General features: G+C 70.5%; 18 protein-coding genes and 1 pseudogene. 8 read left to right on the forward strand and 11 right to left on the reverse strand.

The genetic code is table 11. The features are described from left to right. Position 1: 1 nt before the first annotated feature. Positions 2 to 247, reverse strand: a complete 246-nt coding sequence (locus tag ACTWNK_RS12665; RefSeq protein WP_474304107.1) for a DUF2630 family protein — start codon at positions 245 to 247, stop codon at positions 2 to 4. A 200-nt stretch (positions 248 to 447) separates the two neighbouring features. Here ACTWNK_RS12665 and leuA point away from each other — a divergent pair, with 200 nt between their 5' ends. Further along, positions 448 to 2154, forward strand: a complete 1707-nt coding sequence (leuA, locus tag ACTWNK_RS12670) for a 2-isopropylmalate synthase (RefSeq protein ID WP_474304108.1) — start codon at positions 448 to 450, stop codon at positions 2152 to 2154. Between the two features lie 105 nt (positions 2155 to 2259). Here leuA and ACTWNK_RS12675 read toward each other — a convergent pair whose 3' ends face one another. After that, a complete protein-coding gene (locus ACTWNK_RS12675; protein WP_474304109.1) occupies positions 2260 to 2952 on the reverse strand; it encodes a TetR/AcrR family transcriptional regulator in 693 nt (230 codons plus the stop codon). Between the two features lie 69 nt (positions 2953 to 3021). Between ACTWNK_RS12675 and ACTWNK_RS12680 the strand changes: the two genes are divergently transcribed. Genes ACTWNK_RS12680 through ACTWNK_RS12690 form a run of 3 tightly spaced genes read left to right on the forward strand, consistent with a single transcriptional unit; the run spans position 3022 to position 5158 of the window. Further along, on the forward strand, positions 3022 to 3366 hold the full coding sequence (locus ACTWNK_RS12680; protein WP_474304110.1) for a YrdB family protein: 345 nt from the start codon (positions 3022 to 3024) through the stop codon (positions 3364 to 3366). Between the two features lie 2 nt (positions 3367 to 3368). Beyond that, positions 3369 to 4271: an NAD-dependent epimerase/dehydratase family protein gene (locus ACTWNK_RS12685; RefSeq protein ID WP_474304111.1), complete on the forward strand. Its 903-nt coding sequence runs from the start codon at positions 3369 to 3371 to the stop codon at positions 4269 to 4271. Beyond that, positions 4268 to 5158 carry a Gfo/Idh/MocA family protein gene (locus ACTWNK_RS12690; RefSeq protein ID WP_474304112.1) on the forward strand — a complete coding sequence of 297 codons (891 nt, stop codon included), beginning with the start codon at positions 4268 to 4270 and terminating at the stop codon, positions 5156 to 5158. Before ACTWNK_RS12685 ends, ACTWNK_RS12690 begins: the two co-directional genes overlap by 4 nt. Here ACTWNK_RS12690 and ACTWNK_RS12695 read toward each other — a convergent pair. From ACTWNK_RS12695 to ACTWNK_RS12710, 4 genes are all read right to left on the reverse strand, one after another. Further along, positions 5151 to 6137 (reverse strand): trypsin-like serine peptidase, encoded by a 987-nt coding sequence (locus tag ACTWNK_RS12695; protein WP_474304113.1) that lies wholly within the window; start codon positions 6135 to 6137, stop codon positions 5151 to 5153. The genes ACTWNK_RS12690 and ACTWNK_RS12695 overlap by 8 nt on opposite strands. A 126-nt stretch (positions 6138 to 6263) precedes the next feature. Beyond that, positions 6264 to 7274 carry an acetamidase/formamidase family protein gene (locus tag ACTWNK_RS12700; RefSeq protein ID WP_474304114.1) on the reverse strand — a complete coding sequence of 337 codons (1011 nt, stop codon included), beginning with the start codon at positions 7272 to 7274 and terminating at the stop codon, positions 6264 to 6266. Next, positions 7274 to 8644, reverse strand: coding sequence for an APC family permease (locus tag ACTWNK_RS12705; RefSeq protein WP_474304115.1), 1371 nt, complete (start codon positions 8642 to 8644; stop codon positions 7274 to 7276). Before ACTWNK_RS12705 ends, ACTWNK_RS12700 begins: the two co-directional genes overlap by 1 nt. A 70-nt stretch (positions 8645 to 8714) precedes the next feature. Then, positions 8715 to 9800, reverse strand: a complete 1086-nt coding sequence (locus ACTWNK_RS12710; protein WP_474304116.1) for a substrate-binding domain-containing protein — start codon at positions 9798 to 9800, stop codon at positions 8715 to 8717. A gap of 56 nt (positions 9801 to 9856) precedes the next feature. On the opposite strand from ACTWNK_RS12710, the gene ACTWNK_RS12715 reads away from it, so the two are divergent. Beyond that, positions 9857 to 10285 carry a MarR family winged helix-turn-helix transcriptional regulator gene (locus ACTWNK_RS12715; protein WP_474304117.1) on the forward strand — a complete coding sequence of 143 codons (429 nt, stop codon included), beginning with the start codon at positions 9857 to 9859 and terminating at the stop codon, positions 10283 to 10285. 63 nt (positions 10286 to 10348) lie between these two features. Here ACTWNK_RS12715 and ACTWNK_RS12720 read toward each other — a convergent pair whose 3' ends face one another. Then, on the reverse strand, positions 10349 to 11626 hold the full coding sequence (locus tag ACTWNK_RS12720; protein ID WP_474304118.1) for a Glu/Leu/Phe/Val family dehydrogenase: 1278 nt from the start codon (positions 11624 to 11626) through the stop codon (positions 10349 to 10351). 184 nt (positions 11627 to 11810) lie between these two features. On the opposite strand from ACTWNK_RS12720, the gene ACTWNK_RS12725 reads away from it, so the two are divergent. The 3 genes from ACTWNK_RS12725 to ACTWNK_RS12735 all read left to right on the forward strand — a co-directional run bounded on the left by ACTWNK_RS12725 (position 11811) and on the right by ACTWNK_RS12735 (position 15089). Further along, positions 11811 to 13343, forward strand: coding sequence for an alkaline phosphatase D family protein (locus ACTWNK_RS12725; RefSeq protein WP_474304119.1), 1533 nt, complete (start codon positions 11811 to 11813; stop codon positions 13341 to 13343). 89 nt (positions 13344 to 13432) lie between these two features. Beyond that, complete coding sequence (locus tag ACTWNK_RS12730; RefSeq protein ID WP_474304120.1) at positions 13433 to 14056, forward strand: RNA polymerase sigma factor; 624 nt, start codon at positions 13433 to 13435, stop codon at positions 14054 to 14056. Then, the gene (locus tag ACTWNK_RS12735; protein ID WP_474304121.1) at positions 14049 to 15089 is read left to right on the forward strand and encodes a hypothetical protein; all 1041 of its coding nucleotides are present in this window, start codon (positions 14049 to 14051) and stop codon (positions 15087 to 15089) included. The genes ACTWNK_RS12730 and ACTWNK_RS12735 overlap by 8 nt, the downstream gene beginning before the upstream one ends. A gap of 62 nt (positions 15090 to 15151) precedes the next feature. Here the strand turns inward: ACTWNK_RS12735 and rocD are convergent, their stop codons facing one another. The 4 genes and pseudogenes from rocD to ACTWNK_RS12755 all read right to left on the reverse strand — a co-directional run bounded on the left by rocD (position 15152) and on the right by ACTWNK_RS12755 (position 18897). Further along, complete coding sequence (gene rocD / locus ACTWNK_RS12740; RefSeq protein ID WP_474304122.1) at positions 15152 to 16360, reverse strand: ornithine--oxo-acid transaminase; 1209 nt, start codon at positions 16358 to 16360, stop codon at positions 15152 to 15154. Positions 16361 to 16385: 25 nt separating this feature from the next. After that, the gene (gene ddaH, locus ACTWNK_RS12745) at positions 16386 to 17180 is read right to left on the reverse strand and encodes a dimethylargininase (RefSeq protein ID WP_474304123.1); all 795 of its coding nucleotides are present in this window, start codon (positions 17178 to 17180) and stop codon (positions 16386 to 16388) included. Positions 17181 to 17457: 277 nt separating this feature from the next. Beyond that, positions 17458 to 17892: pseudogene (locus ACTWNK_RS12750) on the reverse strand (Lrp/AsnC family transcriptional regulator); the annotation flags it as partial. A 21-nt stretch (positions 17893 to 17913) separates the two neighbouring features. Beyond that, on the reverse strand, positions 17914 to 18897 hold the full coding sequence (locus ACTWNK_RS12755) for an isopenicillin N synthase family dioxygenase (RefSeq protein ID WP_474304124.1): 984 nt from the start codon (positions 18895 to 18897) through the stop codon (positions 17914 to 17916). Positions 18898 to 19001 lie beyond the last annotated feature (104 nt).

Consider the following 19001-nt stretch of genomic DNA (forward strand, 5'->3'; position numbering starts at 1 on the left):
TTTACTGCTGGTACCCCTCGACCTCGCTCACCGGGCGCACGTCGGCGACGTCGGGGTTCTCGCCGAACTCGCGACGGGCCCGGCGCTGGCGCAGCAGATCCCAGCACTGGTCGAGCGCGACCTCGAGCTCCTTCACCCTGGCGCTCTCCTCGGCCGATGAGACCTCGCCCGCCGCCAGCCGGTCGCGCAACTCGTGCTCCTCGGCGACGAGGGCATTGATCCTGGTGAAAATCTCGTTGTCCTGCATGAGGCCGACTCTAACCCGGCCTGTTCTCACCATCTGAGACCGGGCACGGTGTGGCGCGAGACGTCTGGTAGCGTGCTTAGCGTGCTGCATGGACTGCTTCTTAGCTGCCGCGGCGGGGGCCTCTAAAGGCCGGCTCCCTCGTCGCGGAGCGAGTCATGCGCGTCGGCCGTTCTGATCGAGACCGACGAGGAGCACCGACCATGACCGCTCAGCAGCCCAGTTCCATGCCTTTCCACCGCTACGAGGCCTACGCGCCCGTACGTCTGGCCGACCGCACCTGGCCCGACAAGGTCATCACCGAGGCGCCGCGCTGGTGCGCCGTCGACCTGCGTGACGGCAACCAGGCCTTGATCGACCCGATGGACGCCCACCGCAAGCTGAAGATGTTCGACCTGCTGGTCGCCATGGGCTACAAGGAGATCGAGGTCGGCTTCCCGGCGGCCTCGCAGACCGACTTCGACTTCGTCAGGCAGATCATCGACGAGGGCCGGATCCCCGACGACGTCACGATCCAGGTGCTGACCCAGGCCAGGGCCGAGCTGATCGAGCGCACCTTCGAGTCGATCCAGGGCGCCAGGCAGGCCATCGTGCACCTGTACAACTCGACCTCGACGTTGCAGCGCCGCGTGGTGTTCGGCCAGGACCGCGACGGCATCACCGCGATCGCGGTCGAGGGCGCCAAGCTGGTCAAGAAGCTGGCCGAGGCCAGTGACGTGGACGTGCGCTTCCAGTACAGCCCCGAGTCCTTCACCGGCACCGAACTCGACTACGCCGTCGAGGTGTGCGACGCGGTCAACGACGTCTGGCAGCCCACGCCCGAGCGCAAGGTGATCATCAACCTGCCCGCGACGGTCGAGATGGCCACGCCCAACGTCTACGCCGACCAGATCGAGTGGATGCACCGCAATCTGGCCAGGCGCGACTCGATCGTGCTGTCGCTGCACCCGCACAACGACCGGGGCACCGCGGTGGCCGCGGCCGAGCTGGGCTACCAGGCGGGCGCCGACCGCATCGAGGGCTGCCTGTTCGGCAACGGCGAGCGCACCGGCAACGTCTGCCTGGTCACGCTCGGCATGAACCTGTTCTCCCAGGGCGTCGACCCCGAGATCGACCTCAGCGACATCGACGAGATCCGCCGCGTCACCGAGTACTGCAACCAGCTGCCCGTGCACCCGCGCCACCCGTGGGGCGGCGAACTGGTCTACACCGCCTTCTCCGGCTCCCACCAGGACGCCATCAAGAAGGGCTTCGACCACATGGCGGCCGACGCCGCCGCGGCCGGTGTGCCGGTCGACCAGCACACCTGGGCGGTGCCGTACCTGCCGATCGACCCCAAGGACATCGGGCGCACCTACGAGGCGGTCATCAGGGTCAACAGCCAGTCGGGCAAGGGCGGCGTGGCCTACATCATGAAGGCCGACCACCAGCTGGACCTGCCGCGCAAGCTGCAGATCGAGTTCTCGCGCGTGGTGCAGGCCCGCACCGACGAGCAGGGCGGCGAGGTGACCCCGGCCGAGATGTGGGACGTCTTCACCGACGAGTACCTCCCCAACCCGGCCAACCGCTGGGGCAGGCTGGGCCTGATGGCGCACCGCCACGTCTCCACGGTCGACGAGAAGGACCGCATCAGCGCCGACGTGCGCGTCGACGGTGAGATCCGCGAGATCGAGGGCGTCGGCAACGGCCCGATCTCCGCCTTCTGCGACGCGCTGGCCGGAGTCGGGATCACCGTGCGAGTGCTGGACTACGTCGAGCACGCGATGAGCGCGGGCGCCGACGCCAAGGCGGCCTCCTACATCGAGTGCGACGTCGAGGGCAAGGTGCTCTGGGGCGCCGGCATCGACGCCAACACCACGACGGCCTCGCTGAAGGCGATCATCTCCTCGGTCAACCGCGCCACGCGCTGACCCGGGCGGCACCCGAGCCGGGAGCGGGCCGACGAGGCCCCTCCCGGCTCCGTCGTGTCCGGGTCGGGCCGACCTGGTGGGCCGGGATCCGGATCGCGTGGTCCGTCAGGTCAGGCCGACCTGGTGGGCCAGGATCCGGATCGCGTGGTCGAAGGCCGCCCTGCGGTCCATGACGACATTGTTGAACTGCCCGAACAGCTCGAACGACAGCCAGCCGAACAGCCCCGTCCAGGCCGACATGGCCCGGAACAGCACGTCGTCTGGCACCTCCGGCATGATCGCGCGTACCCGTGAGGCGTCGTCGGCCAGCAGTGCGGGCGGCACGGGCCCGCCGGGATCGGTGAGCGCGCCCAGCTGCCACGCCTCGGCGACGATGCGCCCGTAGACGACGGTGTCGCGGATGGCGGCCTCGACCGTGGTGACGGGCGCCTGGTAGCCGGGCACGGGCGAGCCGTACAGCAGCGTGTACTCGTGCGGGTGGGCCAGGGCCCAGTCGCGCAGGCCGTGGCAGACCGCCAGCCATCGGCCGAGGTGGTCGTGCCTGTCGACGGAGGCGTCGGCCCGCTCCACGGCCTCGCCGATCGCGTTGTACCCGTCGATGATCAGCGCGGTCAGCAGGTCGTCGCGCGAGGGGAAGTAGCGGTAGATCGCGGAGGAGACCATCCCCATCTCCCGCGCCACCGCGCGCAGCGACAGTCCCGCCGCGCCGTCGGTGGCCAGCTGCCTGCGGGCGATGTCGGTGATCTCCTGGGTCAGCTCGGCGCGGACGCGCTCTCTGGCGGTACGGCTAGCACTCATGGAAGCACTGTAGCAAATCGAGAGCACCGCTCTTGACGATCGCTGCTCTCATGCGAGAGCATTGCTCACATGAACGGTGTGAAGAACGCGAACCTGCTGCTGATGTTCCTGCTCGAACTGGGTGTGCTGGCCTCGGCCGGATATTGGGGTTTCACCCTCGACGCCGCGTGGTGGGTCCGGGTCCTGGCGGCTGTCGTGGCCGTCGCGTCGTTCATCGCCGTGTGGGCGCTGTTCGGGGCCGCCAACGGGGCGCTCTTCCCGCTGACCGGACTCGCCAGGGCGGCCCTGGAGATCGTCTGGTTCGGCGGGGCCGCGGCCCTGCTGTACGCCTCGGGGGCCGTGACCCCCGCACTGATCTTCGCCGGACTCTTCGTCGTCAACGCCGCGCTGCGGCTCGTCTGGAACCAGGTGTGACCATGGGAAAGCACGTCGTATTCGGAGCAGGCCAGGTCGGCGGCCATCTCGCCGCCAAGCTCGCGGGAAAGGGCCACGAGGTCCTGCTCGTCTCGCGCTCGGGCAAGGGCGAGCACGGTGTGTCGGCCGACCTCAACGACACCAGGGCCGTCCTCGACCTGGCCAAGGGGGCCGACGTCCTCTACAACTGCGTCAACCCGCAGTACCACCGCTGGCTCACTGACTGGCCGCCGATGGCCGACACCCTGCTGACCACCGCCAGGTCGACGGGCGCCGGGCTCGTCATGCTCGGCAACCTCTACCCCTACGGCCCGCCGAGCGGCCCCATGCGGGAGGACAGCCCGCTGACCTCGGCCAGTCCCAAGGCCCAGGTCAGGGCCAAGATGTGGCAGGACGCGCTGGCGCTGCACGAGGCGGGCCACATCAGGGCGACCGAGGTACGCGGCTCGGACTTCTTCGGGCCGGGCGCCAGCGACCAGTCCTACCTGGGCGAGCGCTTCCTCGGTCCGCTGCGGGCCGGCCGTACCATCCGCACCGTGTGGCCGGCCGACGTGCCGCACACCTGGACCTATCTGCCCGACGTCGCCGAGGCGCTGGCCGTGGCCGGGTCCGACGAGCGGGCCTGGGGCAGGCCCTGGCACGTGCCGAGCACCGAACCGCGTACGTTCAGGGAGTTGGCCGTGGCGATGGCGGCGATCCTCGGCAGGCCGGCACCCAAGGTCAAGGCGTTGCCGTACTCGGCGATCAAGGTGGGTGGGCTGTTCTCGCCGATGATGGGGGAGTTGGGGGAGGTGCGCTACCAGTTCACCGAGCCGTTCGTGATGGACTCCTCGGCCTTCCAGGAGACGTTCGGGATGCGGCCGACGCCGATGGAGCAGGCGCTACGCCGTACGCTCGGCGTATGAAGATCGCCATGATCGGCCTCGGCGACATCGCGGAGAAGGCCTACCTGCCCGTGCTGTCCGCCCTTCCCGGCCTCGACCTGCATCTGTGCACGCGCAAAAAGGACACGCTCGACCGGCTCGGCGCCGCGCACCGGGTGGGCTCGCTGTCGACGTCGGTCGAGCAGGTGCTGGAGGCGGGGGTCGACGCGGCGTTCGTGCACGCGGCGACGTCCGCGCATCCGGAGATCGTGGAGCGGCTGCTGCGCGCGGGGGTGCACGTCTATGTGGACAAGCCGCTGGCCGACAACCTGGCGCAGAGCAGGGCGCTGGCGGCACTGGCCGAGGCCGAGGGGCGCTCGCTGATGGTCGGGTTCAACCGCAGGCACGCGCCCGGTTACGCGGGCCTGCTCGATCTGCCGCGTGAGCTGGTCGTGCTGCAGAAGCACCGCGACCGCCATCCCGACCTGCCCAGGCGTGCGGTGTTCGACGACTTCATCCACGTGGTCGACACGCTGCGCTTCCTGGCGCCGGGCGAGGTGCGCACGACGAGGTTCGGCACCAGGGTGCGCGACGGCCTGCTCGAACACCTCACGCTGGAGCTGTCGGGCGACGGCTTCACCGCATACGGCGTGATGAACCGCGTCGGCGGCCTGGCCGAGGAGACGTGCGAGGTGATGGGCGGCGGCAGGAAGCGCACGGTCGTCAACCTCGGCGACGTCATCGACCAGGAGGGCGGCAGGCAGACGCTGACCAGACGGCCGGACTGGACGCCCGTGGCCAGGCAGCGCGGCATCGAACAGGTCTGCCTGGCCTTCCTCGACGCCGTGCGCGAGGGCCGCACGCTCACGGCGGACGACGCCCTGCGCACGCACGAGATCTGCGAGGAGATCGTCGCCTCGGTCAGCTGACCGAGGCGCAGCGCGCCGCCGTACGGCAGGCCCAGCGGCGCATGTCGGCATCGGCCCTGGCCAGCATCGAGCCGAACGGCTTGGCCGACAGCCGGGTCAGCACCGTGAAGCCGGAGGGGTCGCGCAGCGGGTTGGACGAGGAGACCACCGCGGCCACCCCGCCGCCGCGCAACGCGGGCCCGCCGCTGCTTCCCGCCGCGACCTGGCAGTTGCGCGTGACGAGAATGCCGGGTCCGGGCAGCCCGCCCTCCTCGGCGTCGCCCAGGCAGCGGTACATCTCGTCGCCCGGGTACCTGCTGCCGAAAGGGAAGCCGAGCAGGTCGAGCCCCTTGGCCGCCGCGCCGCGCCTGCTGAGCACCGGCTTGAGGCCGGGCCCCGTCACCGCCTCCAGCGCCCTGGCGCCCAGCACCACACCGGCGATCCCCAGGTCGTAGGGCAGCAGGTCGACGGTGTAGGACCGCGTGCGCCACTTCTTGGGCACCCACGTCCGTACGGCGGGCCACACGCTCGGCCTGGCATCGGCCATGCCGCTCGCCGGAAGGAAGGCGACGTGCTCGAAGGCGCGGCGCGAGCGGCCGTGGTTGTCGTAGAGGCAGTGCGCCGCCGTCAGGACCAGGGCGCGGCTGGCCGATCTGAGCACCGAGGCGCCGCACACCAGGTCGATGCCCGCGGCCGGGTCGTGGCTGAGCAGGACGCCGGTCAGCCGGTGCGCCCCGGTGTAGGGCGTGGGCACCTTGGCGTAGCCGAGCCGGTCGCCGCCGGGGGTGAGCACGTCACGCCTGGGCACCGTGCGCAGCGCCGTACGGGCGACGGCCGCGCGGGGGCGCACGGCGGGCAGGTCGGCGGGGTGCGCGTTCTGGATGCGTTCGGGGATCCAGTAGTCGGCGACGTCCTGCGGATCCTCGGGCGGCTCGGGCGGCGGCTCCCCGCCGACGAGCAGCGCACCTGCCAGCACCTGTGCCATGAGCAGCCTGAACACCCCGGGCCCCCTTCGAGTTGATCATCTCAAACCCTAGGCCGGAGGGCGGCCCGCAGCCCACCCGCCGTGCCGCGACGAGGTCGACAATCGCGGCTCCGAGTCACGACGGGTGGGCGGTTCAGGGGGTCAGCGGCCCGCCAGGTAGCTCCTGCCGAGTGCGCGCAGCCGTTCGTGCGCGGACTCGTAGACCTGTGGCGAGCCCAGATAGGCCTTGGGCAGCTTGGCGACCATCGTGTAGTTGGTGTCGACCACATTGCCCACCGGCGCCTGCCCGCCCTGGCTGACGAGCTGGTAGGCGTCCAGCGTGTCGAGCCCGGTCAGCTCGGCCGACCAGGTGACCAGGTCGTGCTGGCTGATGCGGTAGGCGTCCTCCAGCGGTCTGGCCGAGCCGGTGGACATCAGGTGCAGGTCGTCCTCCAGGCGGGGCCACGGCGTGCCGACGCCCTTGATCAGCTCGACCGCCACGACGGTGTTCATCGCCGCCTCGACGGCCGTGCCGCACACCTCGCCGTGGCCCTGCAGGCAGTGCCCGTCGCCGACGCCGAACAGCGCGCCCTCGACATTGACGCCCAGGTAGACGGTCGTGCCCGCACGCAGCTCGGGGGTGTCCATGTTGCCGCCGTGCGCGTCGGGTGTGATCGTCATCCTGGCCTCGTTGGCGCCGGGCGCCACGCCGACCGTGCCGTGCATGGGGTCGAGCGGCAACTCCACGCTGTAGTCGCCGCGCCTGGCGTGGTAGACGGCCACGCCACGCTCGACGTCGATGTCGTAGCGCCACACGACCTCGTCCAGCGGCGGGTGCAGCATCGCCGTGTTGTGGGTGGCGGTCAGCGCGCCGAAGTGCGGGAACGTCGTGGAGACCGCCCAGTCGCGTGCGGGCGTGATCGAGACGAAGTGCAGGGCGATCGTGTCGCCGGGCTCGGCGCCCTCCAGGTCGAACGGTCCTGTGACCGGGTTGAGGTAGGGGAACTCGCAGACCGCCGAGGGCAGGTCGTCGACGGTGCGGACCTTACCCCCGAAGCAGTCCTCGGTGTACATCTCGATGATCGTGCCCGGCCGTACCTTCCGCACCGGGGCACGGCCGCCGAAGGTGTAGCTCAGGTCCTCGGGGGACGGGCGGAAGGAGAGGACGTCCACTACTTGACCTCCGAAGGAAGGGTGGGCCTGCGGCCGAGAAGGTAGGAGCCGACGAGGACGACCAGGCCGATGCCGAGCCAGGCGAAGCCGAGCAGCTGGGCCGCGACCTTGGCGTTGATCACCACGACGAGCAGGATGAGGAAGCCGATCGCCGGGGCGACCAGATGGGCCAGCAGGTCCTTGCTGCCCTGGCGTACGACGTAGTGCACGACCACGGCCACGTGCAGGATGAGGAAGGCGGTCATGGCGCCGAAGTTGACCAGCGAGCTGAGCAGCGGGACGCCGTCGGGGCGCGTGCTCATGTAGATGCCGAGGCCGAGCGAGATGAGCGCGACGGCGAGCGTGGCGTTGACCGGCACCTGGTGCTTGGGGTGCACCTTGGCCAGGAACGAGGGCAGCTGGCGGTCGCGGCCCATGGCGAACAGCAGGCGCGAGGTGGCCGCCTGGGCGACGAGCGAGTTGGCGAAGCCCCAGGCCAGTGCGGTCGCGACCGCGGTGAGCACACTGAGCCAGTGGCCTCCGGCGAACTCGGCCATGTCGTAGAAGGCGGTGCCCGCCGGGTCGCCCTCGGTGATGAGCTTCTGCCTGTCGGGCGTGAGCAGCGCGGCCACCCAGGTCTGCACCACGAACAGGATCGCGGCCAGGCCGAGTGCGACGACCATGGAACGGCCGATCCGGCGCGAGTCCTCCTTGCTCTCCTCGGCGAGGGTGGAGATGCCGTCGAAGCCGAGGAAGGACAGCACCGCGATCGAGGCGGCGCCCAGGACCAGCGACCAGGAGAAGGTGTCGGCGCTGAACAGCGGGCTGAGCGCGTCGGCCTGGCCCTTGCCCTGGGCCAGGGCGACGCCGCCGATGACCAGGAAGATCGCGAGCACGATGAGCTCGCCGACCAGGAAGACGCGGGTGATGAGCGCGGTCATCTGGATGCCCAGGTAGTTGACCGCGGTGTTCAGCGCGACGAAGACGATGACCCAGCCCCAGATCGGGATGGCCGGGACGAAGGAGTTCATCGCGCCCGCCGCGATGAGGTAGAGCAGGGAGGGCACGAGGATGTAGTCGAGCAGGATCGCCCAGCCGGCCAGGAATCCGGCGGGCGCTCCGAGCCCGCGCCCCGCGTAGGTGTAGACCGAGCCCGCCATCGGGAAGGCCTTGGCCATCTGCGCGTAGGACAGCGCGGTGAAGGCCATGGCGAGAAGGCCGATGATGTAGGCGAGCGCGACCATGCCGCCCGATGCCTGGAAGACGGCGCCGAAGATGCCGAACGGTGCGATCGGCACCATGAAGATCAGGCCGTAGATCAGCAGGTCGCTGAAGCTGAGCGTGCGCCGCAGCTCCTGCTTGTAGCCGAACCTCTCGACTGTTTCGCTCACGGGTGCTCCTAAATGTGCAGGGGGGCAGGCCCGTACCTTAGAGCGAAAACTTCCAAACGAAAAGGTTTCACTAGAAAGAAATAATGTCGAAGCCCAGTCCGTCGGCCCTGCCGAGGTGTACCCGCTGCCTGGCCTCCCGGCCCACCAGCGTCAACGGCCCGCGCGCACTCGTGATCGTCGCCCCGTCGGCGAAGGCGTCGACCACGGGTACGGCCAGCGTCCCGGCACGCGCCGCCAGGGCCGCGAGCATCGCCACGGCCTCGTAGCAGCCCTGGCCGTGCCCGTTGAGCATCGGGGCATGCGGGCCGAACCTCGCCACATAGCGCTCGCCGAAGGCCAGGCCCGCGTCGGTGGCCAGCGAGCCGAAGAAGCCCATCGCGGAGTACAGCTCGCCGCTGTCGTCGCCGCCGATGCCGAGCAGGCCGTGCTCCTCCAGCGCGCCGCACAGCCTGGCCGCCTCGATGCCGCTGGCGGCGAAGGCCCGGTTGAACTCCACCAGGTCGCTGCCGATCAGGCTGAGCAGGATGGCGTCCGGCTTGAACGCGGCGATCTCCTCGATCGCCCGCCAGGCCTGGCCGTGCCCGACGAAGCGCTCGCCGATGACGGCGGCGCCCTTGGCGTGCAGGCGCGGCTTGGCCGCCGCGTGCACCAGACGCGGCCACACGTAGTCGTTGCCCAGCAGGAACCACCGCCTGGCCCGGCGCCGCTCCACCAGCCAGTCGATGCCAGGCTCCAGCTGCCTGGCCGGGCTCTCGCCGAGGAAGTAGACGCCGGGGCCGTGCCCGTCGCCCTCGTAGGGCGGGGCGTAGACGAAGGGCACCCTGCCGCCGATCGCCCGCACCACGGCCACCCGGACGTCGCTGGCATGGGTGCCGCTGACCGCCTGGACGGCGTCGGCGTCGATCAGCTCGGCGACCTCGGCCGCGACCGTGCGGGCGTCCCTGCCGCCGTCGACGAGGACCAGCTCGACCTGTCTGCCGAGGATGCCGCCCGCCTCGTTGGCCTCTTCGGCGGCGAGTACGGCGCAGTTGATCGCGCAAGGCCCGACCAGGCCAAGCACTCCGGAGACTGGGACCACCAGCCCGATGCGCAGCGTGCCGGCCTGGATCAGCCGGGCTTCGAACGGGTCGATGATCGGCGAGACGGCGTCTGCCACGGAAACGAGTATCCTCCATGCCAGACCCACGGCGAAAGGACCCCGCGCTCATGGTGATGACGACGGGACTTGACTCATCTGTCGCCTACTTGCTCAGCAGAGCCGAGCGCAGCGTCAACCGCGGCCTCGCATCGGCTCTGACCTCGGAAGAGATCGGCGTCGAGCAGTGGCGGATCCTGCGGGCGCTGGCCGACGGAAGGGGGCACTCGATGGGCGAGCTCGCCTCGGCCGTCCTGATGCCGCACCCGACCCTGACCAAGGCCGTCGACAGGCTCATCGAAAGGGCGCTCGTCTACCGGGGCCACGACTCCGCCGACCGCAGGCGGGTGGCCGTCTACCTGTCCGACAGGGGTGCGGCCCTGCTCAACCGGGTCGAGGGCGAGGTCGCCGGGCACCATGCGGTGATCACGGCCGCCTTCGGGCGGGAGCGGACCGAGCGCCTCATGCACGAGCTGGAGGCGCTGGTCCAGGCCCTGGGCGACTGAGCCCTCCCTACGGGCACAGGCCCGGGCTGTGGCGAACCGTCATCAGGGACGGCTGAGCCCGCCTTACGGGTACAGGCCCCGCATCCGGTGGGCCTCGGCGACGCGGCCCACGCCGATGACGTGCGCGGCCTCGCGCAGCGTGACACCGCGATCGGCCGCGACCGAGCTGACCTCGGCGAACGCGTCCAGCATCAGCTCGCGCAGCTTCGCCTCCACCTCGTCGGCGCTCCAGGAGCAGGCCTGCATGTTCTGCGCCCACTCCAGGTAGGACACGACCACCCCGCCGGCATTGGCCAGGATGTCGGGCACCACCACGCGACCCGCGTCGGCGAGAATCTCGTCCGCCTCGGGCGTGGTCGGGCCGTTGGCGCCCTCCACGATCAGCCGTGCCCGCACCCTGGGCGCGTTGTCGGCGGTGATCACGCCTTCGAGCGCGGCGGGCACCAGCACGTCCACGTCCAGCTCGAACAGCTCCTCGTGGCCCATCTCGTCGGCATGCGGGTAGCCGCGCAGGCCGCCGTGCTCGGCCGCCCACGCCCGCAGGGCCGCCACGTCGAGGCCCTGGGCGTCGTGCAGGGCGCAGGTCACGTCCGACACCGCGACGACGCGGCATCCGGCGTCGGCCAGGTACTGCGCGGCCAGGGCGCCCACCTTGCCGAAGCCCTGCACCGCGACCGTCGCGCCTTCGGGTGAGCGCTCCATCGCGGCCAGCGCGGTGATCTGCACGCCGCGCGAGGTCGCGCCCGCCCGGCCGAGCGAGCCGCCCAGTGTCGTCGGCTTGCCGGTCACCACGCCCGGCACGCTGTATCCGGCGTTCACCGAGTACGTGTCCATGATCCAGGCCATCGTCTGCTCGTCGGTGCCGACGTCGGGGGCGGGGATGTCGCGCTCGGGGCCGATGAGCGGCAGGATCTCGTTGACGTAGCGCCTGGTCACGCGTTCGAGCTCGCGGGTGGTCAGCGAGGCCGGGTCGACCGAGACGCCGCCCTTGGCGCCGCCGTACGGGATGCCGACGAGGGCGCATTTCCAGGTCATCCACATGGCCAGGGCGGTGACCTCGTGGATGTCGGTCGAGGGGTGGAAGCGGATGCCGCCCTTGGCGGGTCCACGGGTGATGTTGTGCTGGACCCGGAAGCCCTGGACGACGTCCATGCGCCCGTCCTCGCGGCGCACCGGCACGGCGACCGTGAGCGAGCGGCGGGGGGTGGCGAGCATCGCGAGCAGGCCGTCGTCGAGGCCGAGCCGCGCGGCGGCCTGGTCGAGCTGGAAGAGCGCGGAGTCGAGGGCCTGTCGTCCGGGAGTGATCAGGGCCGGCGTCCTTGACGGCACCATGACGGTCATGGAAGGAGTTCCTCCTGTTTCGGACGCCCGCAATGGGGGAGTGGCGCCTTTGCCATACCCCTTGTGGGCGTTTCGTCTATTCCTAGCCGCTGATCACGCGACTGGGAACGTGACAGTGTGGCAGGCTCAACTCAGCGAATGTGCCTCGGTGTCACATTCGGTCGTCGTCACTGGGAGCAACTGCGTGCCTGAACTGGTGGTCGGTCCGATACTGCGTTACGTCGACACGGCGAGCGCGGCCATCTGGGTCGAGACGAGCGAACCCTGTACGGTCACCGTCGAGGCGGGAGGCGTGCGCGCCGATGCCGCGACCTTCACGGTGCACGACCATCACTACGCGATCGTGGACCTCTTCCTCGACGCCGACGCCGACTACACCGTCACGCTGGGTGACACCCCGGTGTGGCCGCTCGACGGCCAGGCGCCCAGCCGGATCAGGCTGATGCCGCAGCAGGGCCCGCGCACGGTGCTGTTCGGCTCGTGCCGTACCAGCGTGCCGCACGACGCCAAGCACGTCGCCACCCACGGCGAGGACGCCCTGCGCGCCCACGGCATGCGCCTGGCGACCAAGGCGGCCGACGACGAGTGGCCCGACCTCATCCTGCTGCTCGGCGACCAGGTCTACGCCGACAACCCCTCGCCCGAGATGCTGGAGTTCATCGCCTCGCGCCGCACCTCCTCGCCGCTGCGCGAGATCGCCGACTACGAGGAGTACGCCGAGCTCTACCGCCAGGCCTGGACCGATCCCGAGATCAGGGCGCTGCTGGCCACCGTGCCGACCGCCATGATCTTCGACGACCACGACCTGCGCGACGACTGGAACACCTCCAAGGACTGGCGCGCCAAGATGGCCAAGGTGGAGTGGTGGCAGCGCCGTGTCGTCGCCGGACTCGGGGCGTACTGGGTCTACCAGCATCTGGGCAACCTCTCGCCCAAGGAGCGCGCCGAGGACCCGCTGCTGGCCGAGCTCATGGCCGGAGGCGGCGCCCAGGCGCTCGACGCCTTCGCCGCCCAGGCCGACGCCGAGCCGAGCAGCAACCGATGGAGCTACTCGCGCGACCTCGGGCACACCCGGTTGATCATGGTGGACACGCGCTGCGCCCGCCAGCTCACGCCGAGGAACCGCAGGATGCTCGACCCGGGCGAGTGGGAGTGGCTGCTCGAACAGGTCGGACAGGCCGAAGGGCGCATCATCATCGGCTCCTCGATCCCCTTCATGCTTCCCGAAGGCGTGCACTTCGTCCAGAACTGGAACGAGGCCCTGTGCGACGGCAAGTGGGGCAGGCTGGTGGCCAAGGCGTCCGAGGCCTTCCGGCAGGCCTTCGACCTGGAGCACTGGGCCGCCTTCCGGCGTTCGTTCGACGAGCTGGCCACCCTGTTCGTCAAGGTGGGCAGGCCGGTGCTGATCCTCTCCGGCGACGTGCACTACTCCTATGTCGCCAGGTCGGGGCAGATCGCCCAGGTCGTCTGCTCGCCGATCCGCAATCCGCTCAGCAGGACGCTGCGCCTGGCCAACGTCTTCACCCAGTTCGGCATCGCCACGCTGGTCGGCAGCGCGCTGGCCAGGCTGGCCCGCATTCCCAGGCCGCCGATCCACTGGCGCATCACCGACGGGCCGTGGTTCCAGAACGCGGTGGCGGCCCTGGAGTTCGACGACGACCGGGTCGTCGCCGTGTGGCACGGCGCCGGAGGCGAGATCGGGCGCGTCCGGTTGTAGGCGCGAGGGGCGGCCGCGGATCGGCCGGAGATCGGCCGGAGAAAGGTGGGAACCGGGGCACGGCATGCGGCCAAGTACGGGGTGACCGCATGACAACCCCGGAGAGGAACCCGCACGTGGTGAGTGCCCAGGCACTGCTCGACGGTTCCGCGCTCGACGACTCGACGCTGATCGGGCACTCGCAGCGCGAGCCCGAGCTGTTCGCGCTGCTGTTCGACAGGCATGCCGATGAGATCTACCGTTTCGCCGCGAGAAGGCTCGGCCCCGAACTGGCCGAGGACGTGACGGCGGAGGTCTTCCTGGCCGCCTTCCGCGCCAGGGCGCGCTACGACCGTGGCCGCCCCGACGCCAGGCCCTGGCTGTACGGCATCGCCACCAACGTCGTCTCCCAGAACCGCAGGGCCGAAAGGCGGCGTACCAAGGCCATGGCCCGCTACGCGCCCGAACGGCCTGGGAGCTTCGACGAGCGCAGCGCCGACAGGGTCACCGCCGAGCTGCTGCAACCCAGGCTGGCCAAGGCACTGGCCAGGCTGTCGGCGGCCGAGCGCGACCTGCTCGTGCTGGTGGCGTGGGCCGACCTGACCTACGAGGAGACCGCCCAGGCGCTGGGCATCCCCGTCGGCACGGTCCGCTCCCGCCTGCACCGTGTGCGCGCCAAGGCCCGCAGGGCGCTCGGCGCCGACCCGTTTCGTGAGGAGCCCCAGCATGGATGACGAGATCGACCTGTTCCGCGAGGGCCGCCCGAGCGCGCCCGCCTACCCCCTGGTGGCCCGTGAGCGGGCACGACGGCGCCTGCTGGCCGAGGGCGCGCGCGGCAGGAGCTTCAGGCTGCCCAGGCTCGGCTGGCAGAGCGTGGGCGCGTTCGGACTGACCGTGGCGCTGGTCGCGGGCGTGAGCGTCGCACTGGGCGGGCAGGGCGCACGGGGCGGCGACGTCACCACGGCCAGCGATCCCGCTCCGGCGGTGGAGCAGGCGGTGATCGCCGCCACCGCGTTCGAGGAGCTCGCCCCCAGACCCGGCCAGTACATCCGCTCCGAGACCGTGACGATGTACACCTCCGAGGGCGGCGGCGGGCACTGGCTGTATCGCACCAAGCGCCAGTTCTACCGTGACGTGTCGGGCGAGCGGCCCGGCCTGCTGTTCATCGAGGGTCTTGAGCCCAAGGCATGGCCGGGCGAACGCCTGCCCGCCGAGGCGCTGCGACAGTCGCAGGAGGGCGTGTCGGCCAACGAGATCGTGCCGTTCTGCCCGCAGTGGCCGCAGTCGAAGCGTCGCGACCACACCTACCTGAGCGGTCTGCCGACCACGACCGAGGGCATGCGCGCCCATCTGGCCGGGATCGACAAGAACATCCCGCAGGCCGCCGAAGACCTGATCAGGGAGACCTACCTGCCCAAGGCCCAGCGCGAGGCGCTCGTGCAGGTGCTCAAGGCGGAGCCGGGCGTCGAGATCGCCGAGGGCGTCGAGGACTCGGCCGGGCGCAAGGGGCTGGCGATCGGCAGCAGGTCGGGCTACGGCACGCTGCGCCAGCTCATCTTCGACCCGGCCTCCTCCGGCCTGCTGGGCGAGCGCGAGACGGTCGTCGACGCGGCCAAGGCCAAGGCGCCCGAAGGCAGTGTGCTGGCGCTGACGGCCGAGCTCGGCTTCACCGTCGTCGACGCGCTGCCGCCCGCCGCCCAGGTGAGCAAGGACAGCAGCTGCGAGATGGCCGACCAGAGCGAGGCCGAGCAGAAGCTCTCTTCCTGAAGGGGGACGGCCAGGCCGGGGCGTGTGGCGCCCGGCCTGGCCGTGCTCGTGGGGCGGATCGCTCAGCGGAAGGAGGCGATGGCCTCGGCCAGCGTGTCCACCGCGTGCAGCAGGTCCTCCTCGGAGATCACGATCGGCGGCGCAAGCCGGATCGTCGAGCCGTGCGTGTCCTTGGCCAGCACACCGCGCTCCATCAGCGCCTTGGACACCTCGCGGCCGGTGGCCAGCGACGGGTCGATGTCGACGCCCGCCCACAGCCCGCGCCCGCGTACGGTCACCACGCCCTTGCCCACCAGCGCGCCGAGCCGCTCGTGCAGCAGCGCGCCGAGCTGCTTGGCCCTGGCCTGGTACTCGCCGGTGTTGAGCAGTTCGACCACGGCCACGCCGACCGCGCACGCCAGCGGGTTGCCGCCGAACGTGGAGCCGTGCTGGCCGGGCCTGATGACGCCGAGCACGTCGGCGTCGGCCGCGATGGCCGAGACCGGCACCACGCCGCCGCCGAGCGCCTTGCCCAGCACGTAGATGTCGGGCACGACGCCCTCGTGGTCGCAGGCGAAGGTCTCGCCGGTGCGGCCGAGCCCGGACTGGATCTCGTCGGCCACCATCAGCACGTTCTGCTCGGTGCACAGCTCGCGGACCTGGGTGAGGTAGCCGTCCGGCGGGACCAGCACGCCGGCCTCGCCCTGGATCGGCTCGATGAGCACGGCCACGGTGTTGGCGTCGATGGCCTCGCGGATCGCCTCGACCGAGCCGTACTTCACGATCTTGAAGCCGGGCGTGTAGGGGCCGAAGTTGTCGCGGGCGTCCGGGTCGGTGGAGAAGCTGACGATCGTGGTGGTGCGACCGTGGAAGTTGTCCTCCATGACGATGATGTTGGCCTGCTCGGGCGCTACGCCCTTGACCTCGTAGCCCCACTTGCGGGAGACCTTGATCGCGGTCTCGACGGCCTCGGCGCCGGTGTTCATCGGCAGGATCATGTCCTTGCCGGTGAGGTCGGCGAGCGCGGCGGAGAACTCGGCGAAGCGGTCGTTGTAGAACGCCCGGCTGGTCAGCGTCAGCGTGGTGAGCTGCTTCTGCGCGGCCTCGATGATCTTCGGATTGCCGTGGCCGAAGTTCAGCGAGGAGTATCCCGACAGGAAGTCGAGGTAGCGCTTGCCCTCGACGTCGGTGACCCAGGCCCCGTGGGCCTCGTGGATCACGACGGGCAGCGGGTGGTAGTTGTGCGCGCTGCGGCGCTCGGTCACTTCGATCAGCTCGGCGCTGGTGCTCATATGGATCTCCCCCTTTGAACTGGTGTTATGCCCGGATCTCGAGCGTGCAGCACTTGGGTCCGCCTCCGGCCTTGCGCAGCTCGGACAGCTCGACGGGGACCACGTCGTAGCCGGCGGCGGCCAGCTGCTCGCCCAGCCTTTTCGCCTCTGCCCCGATGACCACGCTACGTCCGTCGCTGACCGCGTTGAGACCGAGGACCTCCGCGTCGGCGGCCCCGGCGATGACCGCGTCGGGGAACATCCGGCGCAGCACCTCCTGGCTGCCGGGCGAGAACGCCTCCGGGTAGTAGGCGACATTGCGCCCGTCCAGCGGGAACAGCGCGGTGTCGAGGTGGTAGAAGCGCGGGTCGACCAGCTTGAGCGTGATCACCGGCCGGCCGAGGAACTCCTGCGCCTCCCGGTGCGCCTCGATCGAGGTACGGAAGCCGGTGCCCGCGAGCACGTAGTCGTCGAGGGTGAGGAAGTCGCCTTCGCCCTCGTTGACGTGCTCGGCCTCGACGCTCTTCTCGAAGCCGTGCTCGGTGAGCCAGCGCAGGTAGGCCGGGCCTTCGGCGGCGCGTTCCGGGTGCGCGAACCGCGCGCCGTAGACCCTGCCGCCGACCACCAGGGCGCCGTTGGCCGCGAACACCATGTCGGGCAGGCCGTCGATCGGGTCGATCAGGCTGACGGTGTGGCCCAGCCGTTCGTAGGCCGCCTTGAGCCCTTCCCACTGCCGGATCGCGAGCTCGCGATCGGCGCCGCTCGCCGGGTCCATCCACGGATTGATGGCGTATTCGACCGCGAAATAGTCGGGACGGCACATGAGAAAGTGCTTGGGCATGGACGGCTCCATCGTCGTCGAGGGGACGCCAGCCAGCCTAGGAACCACGTTTCAGCAGGCCAAGCGGCCGACATTGCGTGTGTACGCGGGTTCGTTGCGTCCTTCAGCCCGACGGCCGGGATCCGTTGCGCGTTCCCGGCACGGCGGCCCTGATGACCTCCGTGCGCGTCCCGCGCCCCGCGCTGCGCACGACCGAAGGCCGCGGCGAGGCGGGCGCGATGTCGCTCTCGTGCGCGCTCGCGACGGCGTCGAGCGGCTCGGGCACGGCGGTGCCCGGCGGCGCCTCGATGAGCCTGGACAGCACGATCGAGCTCTTGGTCCGCACCACGAAGGGCAGTGCGGCGATGCGCTCGATGACCCGCTCGACATGGCGGACGTCGGTGGCCCTGACGTGCAGCAGGGCGTCGGCGTCCCCGGTGATCGTGCAGGCCGACACCACCTCGGGATGGCGGCTGACCGCTATGCCGATCTCGGCCGGTGACGTCCTGCCCTCGCAGAACAGCTCCACATAGGCCTCGGTCGTCCAGCCGAGCGCCTGCGGCGAGACCTTGGCCGTGAAGCCGGTGATCGCCCCTGCCTCGCGCAGCCGGTCGACACGCCGTTTCACCGCCGACGCCGAGAGCCCGACCTGTTGCCCGATTTCCGCATATGTCGCCCGAGCATCCTCGACGAGTGCGGCGATGATGTCCCGGTCGAGCCGATCCAGTTCCACGCGACCTGTATACCGCCTTCCTCAGCCGAGCACGTCGGCGCGCAGCACCGGAAAGACCTTGGCCACCTTGGCCAGCAGGTACTCGCCGTAGGTCCCGGAGAAGGCCCGCAGGTCCTGCCCGTCCCACCGCGCCCTGCCCCCCTCGGTGTACGGCAGCGGCGGCACCTCGCTGTGCCAGCCGGGATCGAAGAAGAACGGGAAGCTGAGCCGTTCGTTGCCGCTGAGATTGCGGACCCGGTGCGGCGTCGAGCGATAGAGGCCGCCGGTCAGTTTGTCCAGCATGTCGCCGATGTTGCAGACGAATGTGCCGGGGATCGGCGGCGCGTCGATCCAGCCGTCGGCCGAGTGCACCTGCAGTCCGCCGTTGTCGTCCTGCAGCAGCAGGGTGAGCAGGCCGTAGTCGGTGTGCTCGCCCACGCCCCAGCCGTCGTCGCCGGGCCCGGCCGGAGGGTAGTGGAAGATGCGGAACAGCACGGTGGGGTCGGCGGTGCACCCGGCGGCGAAGTAGTCACGCGGCAGGCCGAGGCTGAGGGCGATGCCGCCCATCACGGCCTGGGCCAGCGCGGTCATCGTCCCCAGATAGGCGAGCACGGCCGTACGCAGCCGCGGCACCTGGGCGGGGAACAGGTTGGGGCCGTGCAGCGGCAGCTCGCTCGCGGGGAGTTCGGCGCCGAAGTACACGCCTTCCTTGAGGTCGGGACGGCCCGAGGTGAGCTCGCCGCCGACGGGGAAGAAGCCGCGCCAGGCCCGGCCGCCGTGCTCCATGGCGATCTCGTTCTTGAGCGGGAGCGGCAGCTCGAAGAAGGCGCGTGCGGCGGCGTCCAACGAGGTGAGCAGCTCGGGCGGCACGCCGTGCCCGGTGACGTAGAAGAAACCGCTGTCGCGGCAGGCGTCCCCGATCCGCCCTGCCACCTCCGCCACGCCCGGACCGCCGCCGGTGTCGCCGCTGTCGCCGGTGAGCAGGGGGCTGACGTCGATCACGGGGAGGCGGGCGGGTGTGCTCATGGCGACATTGTGCGACATATCCGGTCTTGACGGTGGGGGCGGGCGTGCCTAACATCGCTCGCTAACCGTCTGGATACTTTCCAGACGGTTCGATTTCCTGGAGG

Source organism: Nonomuraea sp. IBHARD001, assembly GCF_056106265.1.

Excerpts from the sequence above, each read along its gene's own strand:
- ACTWNK_RS12665 (WP_474304107.1), bottom strand. The coding sequence starts at position 247 with ATGCAGGACAACGAGATTTTCACCAGGATCAATGCCCTCGTCGCCGAG.
- leuA (WP_474304108.1), top strand. The coding sequence starts at position 448 with ATGACCGCTCAGCAGCCCAGTTCCATGCCTTTCCACCGCTACGAGGCC.
- ACTWNK_RS12675 (WP_474304109.1), bottom strand. The coding sequence starts at position 2,952 with ATGAGTGCTAGCCGTACCGCCAGAGAGCGCGTCCGCGCCGAGCTGACC.
- ACTWNK_RS12680 (WP_474304110.1), top strand. The coding sequence starts at position 3,022 with ATGAACGGTGTGAAGAACGCGAACCTGCTGCTGATGTTCCTGCTCGAA.
- ACTWNK_RS12685 (WP_474304111.1), top strand. The coding sequence starts at position 3,369 with ATGGGAAAGCACGTCGTATTCGGAGCAGGCCAGGTCGGCGGCCATCTC.
- ACTWNK_RS12690 (WP_474304112.1), top strand. The coding sequence starts at position 4,268 with ATGAAGATCGCCATGATCGGCCTCGGCGACATCGCGGAGAAGGCCTAC.
- ACTWNK_RS12715 (WP_474304117.1), top strand. The coding sequence starts at position 9,857 with ATGACGACGGGACTTGACTCATCTGTCGCCTACTTGCTCAGCAGAGCC.
- ACTWNK_RS12720 (WP_474304118.1), bottom strand. The coding sequence starts at position 11,626 with ATGACCGTCATGGTGCCGTCAAGGACGCCGGCCCTGATCACTCCCGGA.
- ACTWNK_RS12730 (WP_474304120.1), top strand. The coding sequence starts at position 13,433 with ATGACAACCCCGGAGAGGAACCCGCACGTGGTGAGTGCCCAGGCACTG.
- ACTWNK_RS12735 (WP_474304121.1), top strand. The coding sequence starts at position 14,049 with ATGGATGACGAGATCGACCTGTTCCGCGAGGGCCGCCCGAGCGCGCCC.
- rocD (WP_474304122.1), bottom strand. The coding sequence starts at position 16,360 with ATGAGCACCAGCGCCGAGCTGATCGAAGTGACCGAGCGCCGCAGCGCG.
- ddaH (WP_474304123.1), bottom strand. The coding sequence starts at position 17,180 with ATGCCCAAGCACTTTCTCATGTGCCGTCCCGACTATTTCGCGGTCGAA.
- ACTWNK_RS12755 (WP_474304124.1), bottom strand. The coding sequence starts at position 18,897 with ATGAGCACACCCGCCCGCCTCCCCGTGATCGACGTCAGCCCCCTGCTC.